The organism is Klebsiella sp. 141240 (assembly GCF_050600805.1).
Classification (GTDB): domain Bacteria; phylum Pseudomonadota; class Gammaproteobacteria; order Enterobacterales; family Enterobacteriaceae; genus Klebsiella; species Klebsiella aerogenes.
This window is the reverse complement of record NZ_JAQIRK010000002.1, coordinates 274666-294272: the sequence shown is the minus strand read 5'-3', so window position 1 is coordinate 294272 and position 19607 is coordinate 274666. Positions and strand designations below refer to the sequence as shown.

Below are 19607 nucleotides of genomic sequence, written 5' to 3'. Positions count from 1 at the left end.
GTCATTTTTGCAGTTTGACTACATCATTATTGGCGCCGGCTCCGCCGGCAACGTCCTCGCGACGCGTTTAACGGAAGATCCCAACACCACCGTCCTGCTGCTGGAAGCGGGCGGCCCGGATTATCGTTTTGATTTCCGTACCCAGATGCCCGCCGCGCTGGCTTTCCCGCTACAGGGCAGACGCTACAACTGGGCCTATGAGACCGAACCGGAACCCTATATGAACAACCGCCGCATGGAGTGCGGACGCGGTAAAGGGCTTGGCGGATCCTCGCTGATTAACGGCATGTGTTATATCCGCGGCAACGCCATGGACCTTGATAACTGGGCCGCCGCGCCGGGGCTGGAACACTGGAGCTACCTCGACTGCCTGCCCTATTACCGGAAAGCGGAAACCCGCGACATCGGCCCTAACGACTATCACGGCGGCGATGGTCCGGTGAGCGTCGCTACGCCGAAACAGAATAATAATCCGCTATTCCATGCGATGGTGGAAGCCGGCGTGCAGGCGGGCTATCCGCGTACTGACGATCTCAACGGTTATCAGCAGGAAGGGTTTGGCCCGATGGACCGCACCGTGACGCCGCAGGGACGTCGCGCCAGTACCGCCCGCGGCTATCTCGATCAGGCCCGCAGCCGCGCGAACCTGACCATCCGCACCCACGCCATGACCGATCACATTATTTTTGACGGCAAACGCGCCGTTGGCGTCGAGTGGCTGGAAGGCGACAGCAGCGCGCCGTCGAAAGCAATGGCCAATAAAGAAGTGCTGCTCTGCGCCGGCGCCATCGCCTCGCCGCAAATTCTGCAGCGTTCCGGGGTCGGCAATCCGGAACTCCTGCGCCAGTTTGATATTCCGCTGGTCCACGCCCTGCCCGGCGTCGGTGAAAATCTGCAGGACCATCTTGAGATGTACCTGCAGTACGAGTGCAAAGAGCCGGTATCGCTGTACCCGGCGCTACAATGGTGGAATCAGCCGAAAATCGGCGCGGAATGGCTGTTCGGCGGCACCGGGATCGGCGCCAGCAACCAGTTTGAAGCGGGCGGATTTATCCGCAGCCGCGAGGAATTCGCCTGGCCGAATATTCAGTACCACTTCCTGCCGGTGGCGATTAACTACAATGGATCCAATGCGGTTAAAGAGCATGGTTTCCAGTGCCACGTTGGCTCGATGCGTTCACCAAGCCGCGGTCACGTGCGTCTGAAATCGCGCGATCCGCATGCCCATCCGGCAATCCTGTTCAACTATATGTCGAGCGACCAGGACTGGCAGGAGTTCCGCGACGCCATCCGTATTACCCGCGAAATCATGAACCAGCCGGCGCTGGATAAGTATCGCGGGCGCGAAATCAGCCCTGGCGTTGAGTGCCAGAGCGATGCGGAGTTAGATGAGTTTGTGCGTAATCACGCCGAGACCGCGTTCCACCCGTGCGGCACCTGTAAGATGGGGTACGACGACATGGCGGTGGTCGACGGCGAAGGCCGCGTCCACGGCATGGAAGGATTGAGAGTCGTCGACGCGTCGATTATGCCGCAGATTATTACCGGCAACCTGAACGCCACCACTATCATGATTGGCGAGAAGATGGCCGATGCCATTCGCGGACGTCAGCCGTTACCGCGCAGCACCGCGGCCTACTATGTCGCCGGCGACGCGCCGGTTCGCCGCTAAACGAGCAGATCCCCGGATTGCGCTGCGCTCATCCGGGCGACCAAATAGTACAACTCTGTAGCCCCGGTAAGCGACAGCGCCACCGGGGTTTTCTCATCCCGTCCGCACTCACTGCGCTTCACCTATACTTGCAGTTTAAGCGGGGACAGGAGAAAGACGATGACGCTACCTGATTTTCATGTCTCAGCGCCTTTTACGCTTGGTATTGAGCTGGAGTTGCAGGTCGTTAACCCGCCGGGATACGACCTCAGCCAGGATGCCTCCACGCTGATTGCCGATGTCCAACGCGAACTGACGGCGGGAGAGGCCAAACACGACATCACCGAAAGCATGCTGGAGATAGCGACCGGCATCTGTCGCGATATCAGCCACGCCACCGCACAGCTCGGCGCCATCCATCAGGCGGTACAGCGCGCCGCTCTCCGTCACCACCTGCAAATCTGCGGCGGCGGTTCGCATCCTTTCCACGCCTGGCAGCGTCAACAAATCAGCGATAACCCGCGCTATGTGAAAACCGTCGAGCACTTCGGCTATCTGGCAAAGCAGGCGACGGTGTTTGGCCAACATGTCCACGTCGGCTGTCAGAACGGCGACGACGCCATCTATTTGCTGCACGGGCTGTCACGCTTTGTACCGCACTTTATTGCCCTCAACGCCGCCTCGCCGTGGTTCGACAGCACCGACAGCCGCTTTGCCTGCTCGCGTCTGAACCGTTTCTCTTCCTATCCCGATAACGGGCCGATGCCGTGGGTAGAGAACTGGCAGGCCTTTCAGCGTTTATTCCGCCGCCTGAGCTACACCAGTATGATCGACAGCATGAAGGATCTACACTGGGATATTCGCCCGAGTCCGGTTTTCGGTACCGTCGAGGTGCGGGTGATGGATACGCCGCTGACAATTAACCAGGCGGTGAATATTGCCGGATTTATCCAGACGCTGGCCTGCTGGCTATTGAGCGAACGGCCGTTTAAACATCAGCCGGAGGATTACCTCCTCTACCCTTTCAACCGCTATCAGGCCTGTCGTTACGGCCTCGACGGGGTGATAACCGATGTCTGGTCCGGCGAACAACAAAGCATCCGCGCGAACATTCTACAGTTAGCCGACAGACTGGCGCCCTTTGCCCATAAGGTGCACGCCAGCGCGGCGCTGGAATCGGTTGTGCGCCAGGCCAGGTCCACCATCAGCGAAGCGCAGCAGATGCGCGAATTCATCGCCAACGGCGGTTCGCTGATCGGCCTGGTACAAAAGCATTGCGAGATTTGGGCGGCATAAGGAAGCGAAACGGGTATACTCGGCGCAGGATATTCAAAAGGATTGTTCATGTTATTACGCCGCCTGCTCCCTCTTGCGCTTCTTCCCTTCACCGCCTTTACCCATGCTGCCTGTACGCTCACCGACCCAACGCTGACCTTGCAAAGCTATACGGTTAATCCGCAGCAAGAGCGCATCGTGATGTACTGGCAAAAGCAAAATGGCAAAGCCTGGGGATCGCTACGCTCGCTGCTTGCGGATATCAATAAAGACGACCGCGTCCAGATGGTGATGAACGGCGGGATATACGATAAGGCCTACGAACCGCTGGGCTTGTATATCGAAAATGGCGAGCAGATAAAGCCCCTCAACCGCGCCTCCGGCGGCGGCAACTTTTTCATTCGCCCCGGCGGCGTATTCTGGCTGAAGGGCCAGCGGGCGGGAATAACGCCTATCAACAAGTTTACGCCATCGCCTGAGATAACCTACGCCGTGCAGTCTGGTCCGATGCTGATTGAAAACGGCGCCATTAACTGGCGGCTGAAGCCCTCCGCCAGCTCGCGTAAGCTGCGCAACGGCGTCGGCATTGATAAACAGGGACGGGTGGTATTTATGCTTAGCGAGCGCGAAACCAATTTCTACGATTTTGCCTGTTACGCGCAGTCCAAACTCCACGTGCGCCAGATGCTGTACCTCGACGGCACGATTTCAAAAATGTATCAAAAGGGCGGCGGCATACCGTGGCAGTATCACCCTTTCGTCACCATGATAACCGTAGAAAGAAAAAACCTGGCTAAATGAAAATGGCGCCCGCTCAATCCTGAAGGGGCGCCGGACGGTATCAAGCAGGTTTACGCAAACGGCGGGTCAGCCGCTTCTCGACTTCAACCACCAGGAACATGGCCACACCAATTACCAGGGTCATGAACCAGTAGCGCAGCGGTAGCGCTTCGGTGCCGAACATGTTCTGCATTAGCGGTACATAGATGATGACCAACTGCATCAGCAACAGAACGCCGGTCACCAACCAGATGCCTTTGTTGCGCAGCAATCCTTTGTTCAGGGAGAAGCTGTCGCTGCTGCGGCAGTTAATCATATAGACCCACTGCGCGGTCACCAACATCTGCAGCAGCACGGTGCGGATGAACTCGGCGCTGTGGCCGCGCGGCGCCAGCCAGGCTTCGAGAATAAAAGCGGCGACGGCAATCATCGAACCGACAAAGGCGACGCGCCAGACGGCAAACCCATCCATCACGTGCTGGCCGGTCTTACGCGGCGGGCGATTCATCACGTTGCGCTCGGCGGCTTCAAAGGCCAGGCCGAAGGAGAGCGTGGCCGAGGTCGCCATGTTCATCCACAAAATCAGCACCGGCGTCAGCGGAATAATATTGCCCGCCAGCAGCGCGATGATGATCAACAGCCCCTGCGCGAGGTTGGTCGGCATGATGAACAGGATGGTCTTTTTCAAGTTGTCATAGACGCGACGCCCCTCCTTCACCGAGCTGGCGATGGTGGCGAAGTTGTCGTCGGTGAGCACCATATCGGCGGCCTCTTTGGTCACCTCGGTCCCTTTAATGCCCATGGCGATGCCCACGTCGGCCTGGCGCAGCGCCGGGGCGTCGTTAACGCCGTCACCGGTCATGCCGACCACTTCGCCGCTATCCTGTAGCGCCTTGACCAGGCGCAGCTTATGCTCCGGACTGGTACGGGCGAAAATATCAAACTCCACTGCAGCCTTCGCCAGCTCGGCATCATCCATATGCTCAAGCTGATAGCCGGTTATCGCCTGGCGGCTATTGGCGATCCCCAGCATCTGGCCGATGCTCATCGCCGTCTGCGGGTGGTCGCCGGTGATCATCTTCACGCGGATCCCGGCGGTCTGGCAGGCGTGGATCGCGTCAATCGCCTCCGGACGCGGCGGATCCATCATTCCGGCGATGCCGAGGAACACCAGACCTTCCTTCAGATCATCGTGGGTCAATGTGGCGCTGCCGACGGTTGCCGGTTTACAGGCGGCGGCAACCATCCGTAAACCCTGCCGGGCGAAGCGCGCCATTTCGTCTTCCCAGTACTGACGGTCAAATGGCATTGGCCCCTGTTTGCTCATCTGCTGGTCGCACAGGGCGAAGATGACATCCGGCGCGCCGGTAATCAGCACCCGCTCTTCATCGCCAATCTGCTGATGGGTGGCCATATATTTATACTGCGAATCAAACGGAATCTTCGCCACCAGCCGGGTAACGAGGGGCGCCAACCGGGCTTTTGCCGCCAGCACCTTCAGCGCCCCTTCGGTCGGACCGCCGGTGATACCCCACAGGCCACGCTCGTCCTGAACGATCTGGCTGTCGTTGCACAGATCGATGGTGCGCAGGTAGGTTTCCAGAACGCTACCCGGCTGGACCACCACCGGCTCGTCGCTGCCTTCCTGGAAAATGCGCCCCTGCGGCTCATAGCTATCGCCTTCTACGCGGTAGCAGCAGTCAGCGGTGATGACTGCTTTCACCGTCATTTCGTTCATGGTCAGGGTGCCGGTTTTGTCCGAGCACACCACGGTCATCGCGCCAAGCGTTTCAACCGTCGGCAGCTTACGGATAATCGCCCGCTTGCGCGCCATCGCCTGTACGCCGAGCGACAGGATAATCGAGATAATCGCCGGCAGGCCTTCCGGCACCGCCGCCACCGCGAGGCTAATCAGCGACAGCAGCAGCTCGCCCAGCGGAATATCGCGCAACGCAAGGCTGAAGAAGAACAGCGCCACCATCATCGCGAGAATGATGACAAAAATCGCTTTCCCCAGCTTATCCATCTGCACCAGCAGCGGAGTACGGTGCTTTTCAATAGCCGCCATCATCTGATTGATGTGGCCTAGCTCGGTCTCTTGACCGGTAGCGGTAACCACACCGACGCCGCTGCCGGCGCTGATAGTGGTGCCGGAGAAGACCATATTGGTGCGGTCGCCCAGCGGCAGTTCGCCCTGTAGCGTCACGGTGGTTTTATCCACCACCGTCGACTCACCGGTGAGGATAGCCTCTTCTACCCGTAGATTGTGGCTTTCAATCAGGCGCAGATCCGCCGGAACGCGATCGCCGGCGCGCAGAATAACAATATCGCCCGGCACCAGGTCACGGGTGGGAATCGTTTCATGCTTGCCGTTTCGCTGTACGCGGGCATCGCTGGAGAGCATGTTGCGGATCCCCTGCAGCGATTTTTCGGCATTGCTCTCCTGAATATGACCGATCAACGCATTAATGACGGTAACGCCGAGAATAACCAGAGTATCGACCCAGTGGCCCATCACCGCAGTGAGCGCGGCAGCGGCCAGCAGGACGTAAATCAGGACATCGTTGAAGTGGGCGAGAAAACGCAGCCATGCGGGTTTGCCTTTCTTTTCCGGCAGTGCGTTAGGGCCGTATGATTTCAGGCGACCGGCGGCTTCAGCGCTGCTAAGACCGTCGGCATGGCTCTTTTTTTGCGCCAGTACCGCCTCGACTGTTTGCTGATAAGCCTGCTGCGGCGCGCCGTCGCCCGAAGGCGTGATGTTGTGGGGATTAATCATCCTGGTCAAAATAAAGTTTCCTTTTAAATTCCGTGAATCGGAAAGCCTGAAATCATTTCTGGCCAATGAATTAATGCGTTTTGCGAGCAAGATCAAATTATCCAGCCACAACACTTATTTGCTCGCAAATTAAAAAATACATGGTAAGTTAGTTCTGAAAAACAAATATTACAGGGTATTTCTAAACCATTTATAAACGAGGTGAAACATGTTTGGAATCTACCGCGGACGCCGGCTGGCGCTGTATGTCGCGTTGGCAATCATTATTGCCACAATAGTAGGATATAGTACCTATACTTTTGTAAAAATGCTGGGGTAATAAATGACGTTAATTTACATCCAGGTGAAATTAACTTAATCACAAATATTACCCAATAAATTAACAGAGGGTTTTTTATTAATAATATTAGAAATAATATGAATGACGTAAATCAATCAGCAGATAAAGCATATTGCGTTAACGGACTTTTTACCGGACAATATGTTTTTTAACTGACGATTAACATCATAATGAAACACCCGCTGGAAACGTTATTATCCGCCGCCGGCATTTTGCTGTTAGCCCTGATCTCGTGCTTGCTGTTGCCGGCGCCCTCGCTCGGCCTGACGCTGGCGCAAAAGCTAGTCACATCCTTCCACCTGATGGATCTCAACCAGCTCTATACTTTGAACTTCTGCCTGTGGTTCTTAGCGCTGGGGGTAGTTGAGTATCTGGTATTGCGTTGGATATGGCGCCGCTGGTTCTCGCTGGCAGATTAAGCCGCAAGCGAGCAAAAAAAAGCCCGCCGAAGAGGCGGACTGGTATGCGACCGGCGCTCAATGCGCGCGACTGTGGTTCTCTTTGCGATACGCACCCGGCGGCTGATTGAAAGTACGGGTAAAGATGCGGGTAAAGGTTTGCTGAGAATCAAAGCCGTATTTCAGGCAGATATCATAAACCCGCTGGTCGGTATCTCGCAGGTCGCGCGCCGCCAGCAGCAGTTTACGCTCGCGAATGTAGCGCCCGAGACTTTCCCCTTTGTACTGTAAAAACAGCCGTTGCAGATGCCATTTTGAGTATCCGGCATGGCGCGCAATATCATCAATTCGCAGCGGTTGATGCAGATTGTCATCAATCCATTCCACGATAGTGTCAATCACCTGAGCGGATATATTCATATCTCTTCTCTCCTCCTGAACCACTCTGGCGGTTAGCGCCACCAGGCGTTAAATGATTGTGTCTTATCAGCGACCCACACCGGTTCGCCCAGCATTGGCGTGACTAAACGCCACTCACGTCCTTCACTGGCTGCCGCCAGCCGCTGGTACGGATCGTCCCAGCTGTGTTTTGCCAGCACAAAGCGTCCGGCATGCCCCGGTAATACCGACCGGGCGCGTAAATCATCGGCGGCCTGCGCCGTTTCTTCCGGCATCATGTGGATGTATTTCCAGTCCTGGTCATATTGACCGTTTTCCATGATTGCCAGGTCGATGGGACCAAACTGCTCGCCAATGGCCTTAAAATGCGGGCCATAGCCGCTATCGCCGCTGTAATAAATCTTTTGCTGCGGGGTGACGAACAGGAAGCTGGCCCACAAGGTTTGGTTGCGTTTCAACCCGCGGCCGGAAAAATGGCGAGCCGGCAGCGCGTGTACGGTCAGTTCATCGCTGATTTTTACCGCCTGGTTCCAGTCCATTTCATCAATGATCGCCGCATCCATTCCCCAGTAGCGCAGATGCGAGCCGACGCCGAGCGGCGTCACCACGCGTTTAACTTTCGACATCAGCGCTTTGATGGTGGCGTAGTCGAGATGGTCGTAGTGATCGTGGGAGATAATCAGCAGATCGATCTCCGGCATCCGCTGCGCGTTCCACGGATAATCACCGGGGAAAGCCTTATTGATGAAAGAAAACGGCGCGGCGTAATCGCTAAATACCGGGTCGATCAGGATACGTTTACCCGCCAGCTGCAGATACCACGATGAGCGACCGAGCCAGACCATCACGTCTTCACCAGAAGGTAGACCGGCAAGATCGGTATTCACCAGCGGCAACGGCTGCTGCGGGCGCGCGTTCTCTCGCTTCGTGACCAGAAAATCCCACCACGCGGCCAGCATGTTTTTCTGCCCGGTGAATCCCGGCGTCGGCAGTTGGTTATGGAACTGGCCGTCACGGTAGTTCGGCGACTGTTCGACAAGACTGAGCTGCGCACCCTGCGGCGCTTTGCCAAAACCGGCATTGAGAACAAACGGCAATGTCGTTGCTGCTGCTAATAACATAATGGCGACCACGCTAAAGGTGACACGGTTCATATCCTGACCAGACAAAAGCCCCATCCAGGGGACTTTATGATATAACTTGATTATGAGTGAGTAAGCACTCATTATTAGGAAGGAGTAGAAAATCGTCAAGACTATTTTCAATTTTTGACATCTGGCGTTGCAGTTGTGCGGTCCGCCGTGATTAGATCGAGGTTTAACTTTCAGCGAGGTAAAATGTAGTGGCTCGTCCTAAGAGTGAAGATAAAAAACAAGCGTTACTGGAAGCCGCCACGGCCGCTTTCGCCCAGTCCGGCATTGCCGCTTCAACATCGGCGATAGCCCGCAGCGCGGGGGTTGCTGAAGGAACGCTGTTTCGCTATTTCGCCACTAAAGATGAGTTGCTCAACGAGTTATACCTCGCCATTAAGATGCGCTTAGTACAGACGATGATCGACGGGCTCAATCCTGACGAAAAGCGCCCGAAAGAGAACGCGCGCAACATCTGGAACAGCTATATCGACTGGGGGATGCGTAACCCTATGGAATACCGCGCCATTCGCCGCATGGCATTGAGCGAACGCATCACCGATGAAACCCGCAGCCAGGTTAAAGAGAGTTTTCCCGAGCTGAACGAGATGTGTCAGCTGTCGGTGAAAGCGGTTTTCCTTAGCGACGCCTATCGCGCCTTCGGCGATGCCCTGTTCCTGTCGCTGGCCGAAACCACCATCGAGTTCGCCAGCCACGACCCGCAGCGTGCTCGAGAAATCATCGCCCTCGGTTTTGAGGCTATGTGGAATGCGCTGCATGAGAATGAGCATTAATGGATAACGAAGCGCTACACCATCACGCGCAGCGTATCGCGCTGACCTACCCTTTTACCGAACACTGCTGGCCGTTTGGCCCAGAGTATGACGTGTTTAAAGTCGGCGGGAGGATTTTCATGCTGACCATGACCCTTCGCGGGCGGGCGATCGTTAACCTGAAGGCCGAACCGCAAAAATCGCTGCTCAATCAGCAAATTTACCGCAGTATCGAGCCGGGCTATCACATGAACAAAAAGCACTGGATCACCGTGGTGCCGGGCGAGGATATCAGCGAGGATTTACTTGCCGAGCTTATTGATGACTCGTGGAATCTGGTGGTGGATAAGCTGGCGAAAAAAGACCAACGTCGGCTACGTCCCGGCTGATTTTCAAATAAATGCGATAAGTGTTATCGCATTTTTCACTCTTATCATTTCCCGCGCATCGCTGTACTCTTCCTCCCACGAAATGTGCCCGTAAGGGGCTGAAAATTGTGAGGAAGAGTCATGGATATTATCTCAGTTGCCTTAAAACGTTACTCCACTAAGGCTTTCGATCCGGCGAAAAAACTGACGGCCGAACAGGCGGAAAACCTGAAAACGCTACTGCAATATAGCCCGTCGAGCACCAACTCCCAGCCGTGGCACTTTATCGTCGCCAGCAGCGATGAAGGGAAAGCCCGCGTCGCGAAAGCGGCCAGCGGCACCTACGTGTTCAACGAACGTAAAATCCTCGACGCTTCCCACGTTGTCGTGTTCTGTGCGAAAACCGCGATGGACGATGCGTGGCTGGAAAAAGTCGTTGATCAGGAAGATGCCGATGGCCGTTTTGCCACTCCGGAAGCCAAAGCCGGTAACCACAAAGGCCGCACCTTCTTTGCCGATATGCACCGCAAAGAGCTGAAAGATGACGATCAGTGGATGGCGAAGCAGGTTTATCTTAACGTGGGCAACTTCCTGCTCGGCGTGGCGGCAATGGGTCTGGATGCGGTGCCGATCGAAGGCGTCGATTTCGCCATCCTCGACGAAGAGTTTGGCCTGAAAGCGCAAGGTTATACCAGCGTAGTCGTGGTGCCGGTCGGTCATCACAGCGTGGAGGACTTCAACGCCGCACTGCCGAAATCCCGCCTGCCGCAGTCTACCACCATCACAGAGATCTAATCTCCGCGAGCTGCCCTCCCCGGATGGCGGCGCTTTGCGCCTTATCCGGGCTACCCCGTTACAACCGCATCAATGCTGACTGAAACTGCTGGTGTTGGTGGCCTCAAAATCGCTGAGACGTTCCCGGAAGGCCGGGGCAGCCCGCATGGATGCGGGCTGAGGGCCGTGATTTGCAAGGACGCTGCCTCGGCCCGACCCGAAGCCTGCAGGGATAAGTCGAAGGTACCACGAAGTGGCGATTTTGGCGGCCAGAGCCCGGGAGTACAGAGGGCGTCGGCGACTGGCCGCCCTCTGTGCGCTCCCTGCACCATGAGAGACATAACGCAGAAGAATTATCGGGAGCGCAATGTGCTCGGAAACAGCGCAGAACAACCGTTTTTCCAGGAGCGAAGCAATCGAAAACCGATAACAAGGGCTACGGTCCAGTACTCGGTTGGTAGCCCCGGTAAGCGTAGCGCCACCGGGGAAGGTTACTTTTTCTCCCCCTCTCCGGCGTGCCAGATCCGCTCGGCGTAGCGGCCAATCATCGCCAGCGATGCCGCCAGGATCAGGAAGAACACCACCTTGTGCAGGCTATACCAGAAGAATTCGAAGAAGCGGGTGTAGAGGTTGATGGCGAGGAACGTCAGGCCAAATCCACGCAGCATGCCATCGTCGGTTTTCAGGCTGATATAAATACACAGCACCGCCGCCAGCGCAAACAGCAGCCCCCACGGCAGTAGTTGCGCCTGGCTCACCCCATACCAGCTCTCGGAATCGTAGTTGCCGAAAATCGACAGGATCCACAGCGCGACAAACAGCCAGGTCAGCCCCATCGCCTTACTGACGGTAAACAACTGCCGCTGGCGTAATACATTTTGCATCAAGTAGCACAGCGCCAGCAGCACGCCGCCGAACAGCACGAAACGAATCGGGAAGCTCATCCCCAGCCAGTAGGCGCCCCAACCTGATACATAGCCGGTTTCCGCGCCAAACCAGTTCCCCAGCGCCAGCAGAAAGAACAGCCACACCAGCCCGGAACGGGCGAAATACCCTATCAGGCCGTAAATCGCGCAGCCGAGCAGTATCAGCGGCGCCACGTGGCCGCTGCCGTCGTCCAGCCGATCGCCTAGCTGCCACAAGGCAATGGCGGTGCAAATCACGCCGAGGAACAAAATCGCCTCGGTGCTATAGTGCCACTGCGCTTCGCGACGCTGACGGCGGAACCCCCAATAATAAAATGCGATGGCCAGCAGCGTCGGCAGGATAATGCGCGCGACAGCGGAGTCGCTGAACAGATTGATAATCGCCGTAATCAATTCGGCGTCGGCGAACAGACTCCCCAGCGCAATCAATACGCAGGCCATCGCGGTCCAGAAGGCATAGCGGCTCAGGCGCTGCCAGTCGAAAGCGCGAACAGATAGCGACGCTGACAGCCGTTGGCCGTCGCTGCTGTTCAGGATCCCCTCCTGCTGCCATTGCTCGATAGCACGTTGAAGAATCCGCTGCTGCTTGCGGGTGACGTTCATAAGCGTTCCTTGTCCATTGCGGGCTTAGCCCTGTTGATCCAGCCAGGCCAGCGCCTGTTCTCCGGTTTCATCCAGCGGTAAATAGACCAGCAGACGCGAACCGTTGCGCGGCGCGGAATACCAGTACATTTGCTGCAGACTAAAGCGCCCGAGCTGCGGATGGTTAAAATTTTTCACCTGGTTTTCGACGCCGCGTACCTCGTAGCGCTGGTGCCATAGCGCTTCAAACTCCGCCGAGGCGGCGAAAAAACGAGCCAGCTTATCTTCCCACTCTGGCGAGCCGCGATGCTCAGCCATCGCCGCGCGAAAATAGGAAACAAAAGTGGGCAACACATCGCGATTTTCAATGCGGCTACGCCAGGTTTCGCAGGTGAGATAGAGATAAATGCAATTGCGGTCTTCTTCGGCAATCGTCGCGAAATCAACGCCCATCAGGCGGCAAAAGCTGTCGTTCCAGGCGACGATATCAAAGTTTGGTTTCTGAATGCTGGCGGGCTGCGGCATCAGGCTATCAAGCATGCGTCGGGTTCCGGGACTGATCCCCTCGCAGACCGTGGCCTGCGTGTTCTCCGGCGGCGTTAAGCCTGCCAGAACGAACAGATGACGGGTTTCCAGCGGGCTGCACTGAAGCGCGCTGGCCACGCCGCTTAATACCGCCGCCGACGGATTCACTTCCCGCCCCTGCTCAAGCCAGGTATACCAGGTCACGCCGACGTCCGCCAACATCGCCACCTCTTCCCGGCGCAGGCCCGGCGTCCTTCGCCGCCCGACGCGCGGCAGGCCGAGGCGCTGCGGGTCAAGACTTTCGCGGCGGGCGCGCAGAAATGCCCCCAGTTGTTTACGGCTATCATCGGGCGCAAGGTTCGGGGCCTCACGTTGCAGTATTAGCGACATAGTTCCTCCAGCATGGTAGTACCAATACCAGTATAGACAGGAACTGGTACCCGTTTAATTAATCGGTGATGCTACGGCCATACGCTGAATGACGCAATGGAGAGATCCGATGAATTCGTCTGCTGTTTCACCCGGCCGCGCCGGTTTACTGCTGTTACTGACCGGCCAGATGCTGCCGTTAATCGATACCTCGATAACCAACGTGGCGCTGGACTCGATCACCCACTCCCTCGATGCCAGCGCCACCCAACTGGAGCTTATCGTCGCGCTGTACGGCGTGGCCTTTGCCGTCTGCCTGGCGATGGGCAGCAAACTGGGCGATAACTATGGACGCCGCCGCCTGTTCCTGTGGGGCGTGGCGGTATTCGGCATCGCCTCGCTGCTATGCGGGATGGCTAACTCAATCACTACCCTGCTGGCCGCGAGAACGCTGCAAGGCGCGGGCGCCGCGCTGATCGTGCCGCAAATACTCGCCACCCTGCACGTCACCCTGAAAGGTACCGCCCACGCCCGGGCGATAAGCCTCTACGGCGGTATCGGCGGCATCGCGTTTATCGTCGGCCAGATGGGCGGCGGTTGGCTGGTCTCCGCCGATATCGCCGGGCTCGGCTGGCGTAACGCCTTCTTTATCAACGTCCCTATCTGCCTGCTGGTGTTAGCTTTTAGCCGCCGCTATGTGCCGGAAACCCGCCGCGAAAGCCATTCCAGCATCGATTGGCAGGGAACTTTCAGCCTGGCGTTAATCCTCTGCTGCCTGCTGTTCCCGATGGCGCTGGGGCCGGAACTGCACTGGCCATGGGAGCTACAGCTGCTTTTGCTGGCCGTACTCCCCCTGCTCGGCTGGATGCGCCTGAGCGCGCTGCGTAAACAGCAGCGCGGCGAGCAACCGCTGCTGCCGCCGCGGCTGTTGAAGCTCACCAGCATCCGTTTTGGTATGGCTATCGCGCTGCTGTTCTTCAGCGCCTGGTCCGGCTTTATGTTTTGTATGGCGCTGACCATGCAGGCCGGGCTTGGGATGGCGCCGTGGCAGTCCGGCAACAGTTTTATCGCTCTCGGGGTGGCCTATTTTATCTCCGCGCTGTACGCGCCGAAGCTTATCGCTCGCTATAGTATGGGGCGGATTTTGCTGATTGGCCTGGCGGTGCAGATTAGCGGCCTGCTGATGCTGAGCGCCACCTTTTATCAACTTGGCCTGCGGACCACGACGCTGGCGCTGGTGCCCTCCACCGCGCTGGTCGGCTATGGCCAGGCGTTAATCGTCAACAGTTTCTATCGTATCGGGATGCGGGACATTCGCGCCTGCGACGCCGGAGCCGGTAGCGCCATTCTCAGTACCCTGCAACAGGCGACGCTGGGGCTGGGGCCGGCCATTCTCGGCTCGCTGTTCTTAACCCTGGCCCAGCGCGGCGGTGGTGACTATGCGCAGGCGCTGATCGTCTTCCTGCTGGTCGAGGTGGCGATGATGCTGCTGCTGGGCGCTATAGCCCTCTGGCTGCGCCATCACCTGAATCTGCAGCCGGCGGTGACGGCGCCCTGATTCACAACTGTGTAACCTCTGATTTGCATAATAGTCATCCAGCGGTCATCATAACCGCTGGATGTACAGGAGACGTTATGCAGGAATTAATATCGCAAATCGCCGCATTAGGCATCAAAATCACCCCAACCACCTCGCTCATCATTACTTTTGGCATTATTTTTCTGACGGCGATTGTCGTTCATCTCATTCTACATAAAGTGGTACTACGCACCTTCGAAAAGCGGGCGCAGGCCAGCAGCCATTTATGGCTGCAGATCATCACGCAAAATAAACTTTTCCACCGCCTGGCGTTCACCCTACAGGGGATTATCGTCAACGTTCAGGCCGTGCTCTGGCTGCAGAAAGGCAGCGAAGCGGCGGAAATTTTATCCACCTGCGCGCAACTGTGGGTCATGGTTTACGCCATGCTCTCCTTCTTCTCGCTGCTGGACGTGATTTTCAATCTGGCGCAAAAATTCCCAACTGCCTCGCAGCTGCCGCTTAAAGGCATCTTCCAGGGTATTAAACTGGTTACGGCGATTATTATCGGCATTCTGATCATATCTCTGCTGATTGGCCAGTCGCCGGCGATTCTCATTAGCGGTCTTGGCGCGATGGCCGCCGTACTGATGTTAGTATTTAAAGACCCGATTCTTGGCCTGGTGGCCGGCATCCAGCTTTCCGCCAACGACATGCTCAAACTCGGCGACTGGCTGGAGATGCCGAAATATGGCGCCGATGGCGCGGTTATTGATATCGGCCTGACCACGGTAAAAGTGCGCAACTGGGATAACACAATCACCACAATCCCCACCTGGTCGCTGGTCTCGGATTCGTTTAAAAACTGGAGCGGGATGTCGGCCTCCGGCGGTCGTCGCATTAAGCGCAGCCTGAACATCGATACCACCAGCATCCATTTTCTTGACGAGCAGGAGCAGCAGCGGCTGATTCAGGCCAAATTGCTGAAGCCGTATATGGACTCGCGCCATCAGGAAATTAACGAGTGGAACCAACAGCACGCTAATGAACCCTCGGTGCTTAACCTGCGCAAAATGACCAATATCGGCACCTTCCGCGCCTATCTGCAGGAGTATCTGCGCAACCACCCTCGGCTACGTAAGGATATGACCATGATGGTGCGCCAGCTAGCGCCGGACGCTAACGGCCTGCCGATTGAGATCTACTGCTTCACCAATACCGTGGTGTGGGCGGAGTATGAAGGCATTCAGGCGGATATCTTCGACCATATCTTTGCGGTGGTTGACGAGTTCGGCCTGCGTATTCACCAGACGCCAACCGGCAACGACATTCGTTCACTGTCGGGCGCGCTGTCGTCCTGATTCCCGGCTGGCGCGCATTGCGGGCGCCAGCGTACTCTCACTCCACTATCATTTCTCAGGGCTAGCCGTCGACACTGTTTAAGGAGATGATCTTTTCACCAACATGGATTATCGCCAAAGGACGCTCTGCATAATGAAATTAACCACAACGTTTGTCGCGCTTGGCTGCGCTTTAGCACTCCTCTCCGGTTGCACCTCATCGAAGACCTCGCCAGAACGCCATGCTTACAGCTTCGTGTCTCATCGTTCTGATTTCGTCGGCGGCAATTTCACCGTTAACCGTCAGCAAAATTATCAGATGAACCTGCCTAACTTCCGCGATATCTACGCCCGCGGGCAAGAAGATCGGAAAAAAGGGGTGAGTGAAAGCGATGCGCAGCGAGTTGCCGACGCCATTAAGCAACAGGCGCTGGAAGGGGTGAAGTCGCAACACTCCTTCAACGGTAATGCGAGCGATCGGTGGAGCGAAACGATGGAAGCGAAGGATGCTCGTCTGTTTGGCAATGAGCTGGCTGGCGCCTATCTGGATGGCTTCCACGGGATAAAATAAGTTGTGTCGCCCCGCCAGTCCGCGGGGCGGTAAGCCTTACGCCGGGCGGCGCAGCAGTTTGAAGACGGCAAACAGGAAGATAATCCACACCGGCAGCAATATCGCCGACAGACGCATCCCGTCAATGGTGCACATCAGCACCAGAATCAAACCGAGAAAAGCGATGCAAAAGTAGTTGCTGGCTGGCGCCAGTAACGCTTTGAACTTCGACTCGCGACCTTTACGACGCTGCGCGGCGCGAAACTTCAGATGCGCCATGCAGATCATTATCCAGTTCAGCAGCAGCGTCGCCACTACCAGCGCCATCAGCAGCCCCAGCGCTTCATGCGGCAGCAGATAGTTCAGTACCACCACCAGCGAGGTAATGACGCCCGACAGCAGCAGCGAATTCACCGGCACGCCGCGTTTGCTGACGCGGGCGAGAAACTTCGGCGCGTTGCCCTGTACCGACAACCCGAACAGCATGCGGCTGTTAGAATAGACGCCGCTGTTATAGACCGACAGCGATGCCACCAGAATGACGAAATTCAGCGCGGAAGCCACCACGTTGCTGTCAAGATTATGGAAAATCATCACAAACGGACTACTATCGGATTTGATCTCCACCCACGGATAAAGCGCCAGCAGCACCACCAGCGAGCCGATGTAAAACAGCAGGATACGGTAAACCACCTGGTTGACCGCTTTCGGAATGCTCTTTTCCGGATCCTGCGCTTCCGCGGCGGTAATGCCGATTAGCTCCAGGCCGCCAAAAGAGAACATAATGACCGCCAACGACAGCACCAGGCCATGCCAGCCGGTGGCGAGGAAGCCGCCATGCTTCCACAGGTTATCAAAACCAGCTTTACTGCCGCCGTGACCGCCAAACAGCATCCACAGGCCAAAGGCGATCATGCCGATAATCGCCAGCACTTTAATCAGCGCGAACCAGAATTCCGCTTCGCCATACAGACGTACGTTGACCAGGTTGACGGCGTTAATAATGATGAAGAAGGCCGCCGCCCAAACCCAGGTGGGAACATCAGGGAGCCAGTACTGCATATAAATCCCGGCGGCGGTTAGTTCCGCCATCCCTACCAGCACGAACATCACCCAGTAGTTCCAGCCAGAGAGAAAGCCGGCGAACGGGCCCCAGTATTTATAGGCAAAGTGGGCAAAAGAGCCAGATACCGGCTCTTCCACCACCATCTCGCCAAGCTGGCGCATAATCAGAAAAGCCACAATACCGGCCACGGCGTAACCCAGTAATACCGCCGGGCCAGCCATTTGAATCGCGGGACCAATGCCAAGAAACAGGCCGGTGCCAATCGCGCCGCCAAGGGCGATAAGTTGAATATGTCGGTTCTGTAAACCGCGATGAAGCGTCGGGCCGCTCTCTTCCACGGCATCCGACGACGTTGACGCGTCTTTCACGTCGTTCCCCTGTGTATTTTTGTGAAGGGGCACCTTTTATCACTTAGGGGGAATTGTCGCAAGTTGCACGGGGCGCCGGGCCCCATGTCGGACTAAAAAACCACGATCAATGCAGCTTCAGGCGCGGGCGAATAATCCGGTTTATCCCCCCGGATAACATCATCAGGCCGGTTTTAAAATAACCGTGCAGCGTCACCTGATGCATCCGATACAACGAATCGTAAACCATCCGCGCAATACGGCCTTCGACCATCATCGGGCCAATCGGTAGATGTCCCATAATGCTGCCAAAGGTCGTGTAGCCGGAGAGAGAAACCAGCGAACCGCGATCGCGATAGGAGAACGATTTCAACTTATGCCCCTTCATGCGGGCGATAATGTTGTCGGCGGTCAAGAGCGCCATTTGATGCGCCGCCTGGCCGCGCGGCGGGATAAATCCACCTTCCGGACGCGGGCATGCCGCGCAGTCGCCGAAAGCAAAAATATCAGCGTCGCGCGTCGTCTGCAGCGTCGGGGTCACCACCAGTTGATTGATACGGTTGGTCTCCAGCCCGGCGATATCCTTCATGAAGTCCGGCGCTTTTATCCCCGCCGCCCAGACAATTAAACTCGCCTCGATAAACTGGCCATCTTTGGTCTGCAGGCCGCCTTTTTCAACGCCGGTGATCATGGTATTGGTCATCACATTCACGCCAAGTTTACTCAGCTTTTCGTGCGCGGCGCGGGAAATCCGTTTTGGCAGTGCAGGTAAAATACCGTCGCCGGCTTCTATCAGACTGACATTTAACGCCTCGTTGGTCAGATCTTTATAACCGTAGCTGCGCAGTTCTTTCACCGCATTATGTAATTCAGCAGATAATTCAACGCCGGTTGCGCCACCGCCAACAATGGCAATATTGACCTTACCGGTCGTCTGCGGGTCGGCGGAATAGCGCAGAAATTGGTTCAGCATTTGCTGATGAAATACTTTTGCCTGCTCAGCGCTGTCGAGGAAAATACAGTGTTCTTTTACCCCTGGCGTATTAAAATCGTTCGACGTACTACCCAGCGCCATCACCAGCGTATCCCAGCGCAACTTGCGTTCCGGCACCAGTACTTCGCCCTGCTCATCCCGCAGCGCGGCGATAGTAATGGTCTTATTCTGCCTATCGATATCCATTACCGAACCGTGCTGGAAGGAAAAGTGGTGTTTGCTGGCATGGGCGAGGAAACTCAACGCATCCACGCCTTCATCCAGCGAACCGGTGGCGACTTCATGCAACAGTGGTTTCCACAGATGACTCTGGCTGCGATCGACAAGAGTAATATTCGCTTTCCGCCGACGCCCTAATTTACGTCCCAGCTGGGTCGCTAGCTCCAACCCGCCGGCGCCGCCGCCGACAATAACGATCTCTTTTAATAGCGTAGTCAAAGTGACCTCTCAAATAATTAATTAAATGTTAATTAAAAACTCTCAGATAATTTTTAGTTAACAATAATTCAAACAATAAAATGCCAGTCATCCATTAGATGATGACGCGGTGCATATTGGTAATCGCAAATTTAATTGGCGGCAATTTTTAATCGGGATATTATTGTACAAGTTTTCGGGCGTTTTCCTTGAACGCATATTCGAGGTAAACAAAAAGGCCACTAAATTATTATTTAGCGGCCTGGCGGTGGGTTAGATAATAATAACCAGCAAGTCTTATCTTTCAT

Annotated in this window: 17 protein-coding genes; 10 read left to right on the top strand and 7 right to left on the bottom strand. The window is 56.2% G+C overall.

The genetic code is table 11. The features are described from left to right. Window positions 1-7 precede the first annotated feature (7 nt). The 3 genes from betA (at window position 8) to PGQ95_RS04375 (ending at window position 3727) form a co-directional block, all read left to right on the top strand. Entirely contained in the window at window positions 8-1672 is a 1665-nt protein-coding gene (gene betA / locus PGQ95_RS04385) for a choline dehydrogenase (RefSeq protein WP_430917090.1), read from the top strand. Window positions 1673-1831: 159 nt separating this feature from the next. Continuing rightward, window positions 1832-2947 (top strand): YbdK family carboxylate-amine ligase, encoded by a 1116-nt coding sequence (locus PGQ95_RS04380; protein ID WP_316553591.1) that lies wholly within the window; start codon window positions 1832-1834, stop codon window positions 2945-2947. Between the two features lie 48 nt (window positions 2948-2995). Next, a complete protein-coding gene (locus tag PGQ95_RS04375; protein ID WP_430917088.1) occupies window positions 2996-3727 on the top strand; it encodes a phosphodiester glycosidase family protein in 732 nt (243 codons plus the stop codon). Window positions 3728-3767: 40 nt separating this feature from the next. Here the strand turns inward: PGQ95_RS04375 and PGQ95_RS04370 are convergent, their stop codons facing one another. After that, window positions 3768-6491 (bottom strand): cation-transporting P-type ATPase, encoded by a 2724-nt coding sequence (locus PGQ95_RS04370; RefSeq protein ID WP_430917086.1) that lies wholly within the window; start codon window positions 6489-6491, stop codon window positions 3768-3770. Between the two features lie 501 nt (window positions 6492-6992). Between PGQ95_RS04370 and PGQ95_RS04365 the strand changes: the two genes are divergently transcribed. After that, window positions 6993-7241 carry a DUF1158 domain-containing protein gene (locus PGQ95_RS04365; RefSeq protein ID WP_430917084.1) on the top strand — a complete coding sequence of 83 codons (249 nt, stop codon included), beginning with the start codon at window positions 6993-6995 and terminating at the stop codon, window positions 7239-7241. Between the two features lie 57 nt (window positions 7242-7298). On the opposite strand, the gene PGQ95_RS04360 is transcribed toward PGQ95_RS04365, so the two are convergent. Both PGQ95_RS04360 and PGQ95_RS04355 read right to left on the bottom strand, forming a co-directional pair. Continuing rightward, window positions 7299-7640 carry a RamA family antibiotic efflux transcriptional regulator gene (locus PGQ95_RS04360; protein ID WP_015367806.1) on the bottom strand — a complete coding sequence of 114 codons (342 nt, stop codon included), beginning with the start codon at window positions 7638-7640 and terminating at the stop codon, window positions 7299-7301. A gap of 32 nt (window positions 7641-7672) precedes the next feature. Then, window positions 7673-8788, bottom strand: a complete 1116-nt coding sequence (locus PGQ95_RS04355; protein ID WP_430917082.1) for an MBL fold metallo-hydrolase — start codon at window positions 8786-8788, stop codon at window positions 7673-7675. A gap of 173 nt (window positions 8789-8961) precedes the next feature. Between PGQ95_RS04355 and PGQ95_RS04350 the strand changes: the two genes are divergently transcribed. From PGQ95_RS04350 to nfsB, 3 genes are all read left to right on the top strand, one after another. Then, window positions 8962-9543, top strand: coding sequence for a TetR/AcrR family transcriptional regulator (locus tag PGQ95_RS04350; RefSeq protein ID WP_087860289.1), 582 nt, complete (start codon window positions 8962-8964; stop codon window positions 9541-9543). Further along, window positions 9543-9911 carry an MmcQ/YjbR family DNA-binding protein gene (locus PGQ95_RS04345; RefSeq protein WP_213317360.1) on the top strand — a complete coding sequence of 123 codons (369 nt, stop codon included), beginning with the start codon at window positions 9543-9545 and terminating at the stop codon, window positions 9909-9911. Before PGQ95_RS04350 ends, PGQ95_RS04345 begins: the two co-directional genes overlap by 1 nt. A 120-nt stretch (window positions 9912-10031) precedes the next feature. Then, on the top strand, window positions 10032-10685 hold the full coding sequence (nfsB, locus tag PGQ95_RS04340) for an oxygen-insensitive NAD(P)H nitroreductase (protein WP_015367810.1): 654 nt from the start codon (window positions 10032-10034) through the stop codon (window positions 10683-10685). A gap of 470 nt (window positions 10686-11155) precedes the next feature. Here the strand turns inward: nfsB and PGQ95_RS04335 are convergent, their stop codons facing one another. After that, on the bottom strand, window positions 11156-12193 hold the full coding sequence (locus PGQ95_RS04335) for a DUF2157 domain-containing protein (RefSeq protein WP_430917080.1): 1038 nt from the start codon (window positions 12191-12193) through the stop codon (window positions 11156-11158). 24 nt (window positions 12194-12217) lie between these two features. Further along, window positions 12218-13087 (bottom strand): helix-turn-helix transcriptional regulator, encoded by an 870-nt coding sequence (locus PGQ95_RS04330; RefSeq protein WP_162750177.1) that lies wholly within the window; start codon window positions 13085-13087, stop codon window positions 12218-12220. Between the two features lie 109 nt (window positions 13088-13196). On the opposite strand from PGQ95_RS04330, the gene PGQ95_RS04325 reads away from it, so the two are divergent. From PGQ95_RS04325 to PGQ95_RS04315, 3 genes are all read left to right on the top strand, one after another. Next, window positions 13197-14624: an MFS transporter gene (locus PGQ95_RS04325; protein ID WP_430917078.1), complete on the top strand. Its 1428-nt coding sequence runs from the start codon at window positions 13197-13199 to the stop codon at window positions 14622-14624. Between the two features lie 77 nt (window positions 14625-14701). Then, window positions 14702-15946, top strand: coding sequence for a mechanosensitive ion channel family protein (locus tag PGQ95_RS04320; RefSeq protein ID WP_015367814.1), 1245 nt, complete (start codon window positions 14702-14704; stop codon window positions 15944-15946). 133 nt (window positions 15947-16079) lie between these two features. Beyond that, window positions 16080-16496 carry an Exc2 family lipoprotein gene (locus PGQ95_RS04315; protein ID WP_045381305.1) on the top strand — a complete coding sequence of 139 codons (417 nt, stop codon included), beginning with the start codon at window positions 16080-16082 and terminating at the stop codon, window positions 16494-16496. A gap of 36 nt (window positions 16497-16532) precedes the next feature. On the opposite strand, the gene pheP is transcribed toward PGQ95_RS04315, so the two are convergent. Further along, on the bottom strand, window positions 16533-17909 hold the full coding sequence (gene pheP / locus PGQ95_RS04310) for a phenylalanine transporter (RefSeq protein ID WP_430917076.1): 1377 nt from the start codon (window positions 17907-17909) through the stop codon (window positions 16533-16535). 106 nt (window positions 17910-18015) lie between these two features. Continuing rightward, window positions 18016-19320 (bottom strand): NAD(P)/FAD-dependent oxidoreductase, encoded by a 1305-nt coding sequence (locus PGQ95_RS04305; protein ID WP_430917074.1) that lies wholly within the window; start codon window positions 19318-19320, stop codon window positions 18016-18018. Window positions 19321-19607 lie beyond the last annotated feature (287 nt).